Annotated in this window: 2 protein-coding genes; both read right to left on the reverse strand. The window is 35.9% G+C overall.

Annotated features, from left to right (window positions below):
• Positions 1 to 127 precede the first annotated feature (127 nt).
• A complete protein-coding gene (locus AC3AX0_RS11650; RefSeq protein ID WP_487550453.1) occupies positions 128 to 340 on the reverse strand; it encodes a hypothetical protein in 213 nt (70 codons plus the stop codon).
• Positions 318 to 2,072, reverse strand: coding sequence for an IS1634 family transposase (locus AC3AX0_RS11655; protein ID WP_487550454.1), 1,755 nt, complete (start codon positions 2,070 to 2,072; stop codon positions 318 to 320). The genes AC3AX0_RS11650 and AC3AX0_RS11655 overlap by 23 nt, the downstream gene beginning before the upstream one ends.
• Positions 2,073 to 2,374: the final 302 nt, after the last annotated feature.

A 2,374-nucleotide genomic window follows, 5' to 3' on the forward strand; every position in this document is an offset into this window, starting at 1 on the left:
CTTAAAAAGTGGTCTTTTCTTATACCTTAAATACACTATTAGTGCTAACTTCCCAAACTTCTCCTACTCAATGTACTCTGCAATACCGCCATCACGAACATTGAAAGTCTGATGGCGGTAAATAATTTTAACTTCCCAGAAATGCTAATACTTCAGCTCTGGTCTTAGGACTACGGTCTATTGCATCTAATAACTCCTTTGCTTCTAATGTTTTCTTTTCTTCGTAGAGACAATCAAGTTCTCTTGATATTTTGTCACATCGTTCCTTCGTTTTACATAGTCGTTCTTCTTGTTCGTGTATCTTTTCATCGATTGTTTTAATAGATTTCGTACGTGCCATCTTCAACCTCCTCGATTTCTGGATCAGCAGCTACCATGAGTTCTTTTCCTACTGACAAAGCTTTTGCTCTTGCATAGTCTTCATCTATTCCAAATGCTCCTAAAATTGTTTTCTGTCTTGCAGTAATTGCATGATCAAGTTTGTAATTTCCGCCAGGCTGTCTGATGAGTTCAATCTTCTCTAATTCACGAAGAGCCGCTGGAACTGTCATATAATTATGTTTTTTAGCCATTTCTGCCATGCGTTTTCTTAACTGAGTATATATCTTGCTCCTAATAATCAATGCGATAAATTGGACAAAAATCTTTGATTCCATCGCATCATTACCAGAAACCCTAAGTGTTCTATTTCCAAGAAATGATTTATCACTACAGAATAGTTTTTCGGATACATCCCGACTTTTGTATAACAGGAGAGCTTCTCGGCAAGTCATCTTTTTGGATGTCACTATCACAAAATAGCCACATAGCTTCAACGCCTGCTCAATCACATCTTCTCGTTCTTTATATCCGTAGAACTTTTGTTTCCCATCTTTTTCGTGATAGGTCAGTTTGTAATAATGTTCATATTTCTTCCCAAAGTCTATATCTCTTCCTTTGTTTTTATCCATCATTTCTTTCATACGTTGAAGTTCATTTTCTAACTTCATACGTTCTGCACTTTCCTTAGACACTTTATGGTAAAGATGAAAATATCTGTCCTTCGTATCATCAGCATTGAGTTTATCGCAGACCGTCATTCCGTATGTTCTATATTCTGGGATTGCACAGGATCTACTTGTTTCGAATTCTCCCTTGTGTTTCATGATCAAACCGTTGACAAAAGAGGCTTTTCCCTTAACCATGATAACAAAATCATAGTTGCATTCATCCATGTAATTAAGATTGGCTTTACTGAAATATCCACGATCAAGAACAAATCCAATATTCTTATAACCGTATCCTTGAACTTTTTCTAAGACACACTGCAACTGCGAAACATCAACGATACTTCCAGGGTAGCTTTCGTATAACAAAGGTTCCTGATTATTCATATCATAAGTAATAGCATAGTTGATGATTGGAGCTCCTACATCTTCCTTTGCATGTCCAAACTCAGCTTTTTCAATATCTCCAGCTTTACAATTCTTATTGGTTGAGTCGTAAGATAAATAGATTTGTTCATTATGGTTCCTATTTGTATTCCAGCTATTTAGGAAATCTATTCGGTCATCCTCTGTGATTTCTGTCAGAAATCTGGAGATGGTTGAATCGCTGTAAATTCTCTGTTCAGGTGTAAAAACAGGATGGTTATAAGCATAGTCCGGATAATGCTGAGCTACATTACTTTCAGAGATAATAGAATAAGCTGCCAAGTCTAACAAAAGCCCTTTTCCTCGGTCATCCCAAGATGAAAGATGATTTGATAGTTTGTAATCGTTAACGATTTTATTTATAACCATGATAGAACTCAAATCACCTACACGAATACAGGAGCTACGTGAAACAGTCGAATTACTTGCTTCTGGAAGAACAACATCCGGAAAGTATTTTTCGAAATTGGGATTGGGATACATCATCTCAGAATCATCAGCAGACATTTTCCCAATAGTAGTCCGCTTAGGCACGTTATATTTCTTTTCAGGAATATATTTTCTCTCATATGTGTATTCAATATAAGTCGTTTCACCACGTTTGTTTCTAGAAATCTTACCTTTTAGTTCTGGAATTTCCACCAAAAAATCGTAATACATTTCAACACCTCCTGAGTATGATATCCTACTCAATAATTATATCAAAAAAATCACGATAATACAAGTGATATCATGGTGAAACGTAGAATTTTCAAGAGGTTGAATAGATTGTAAAGTATTACTTGTGGTGTCGTTACCGATTGAGTGTGATAAACCTTGGGAAGTTAGCACTAATTGGCTGCACGTTTATACGTGCAGTTTTTTTATTGCCAAGTTTAGGAGGTGTCAAGAGTGAGGGAGAAAGTGTGCTGTTACCTTTATGATCCATAACTTTCAAATTTAGTTATATCAATAAGTTAGTG

The sequence above is a fragment of the Dethiosulfatibacter sp. genome (genome assembly GCF_983023055.1).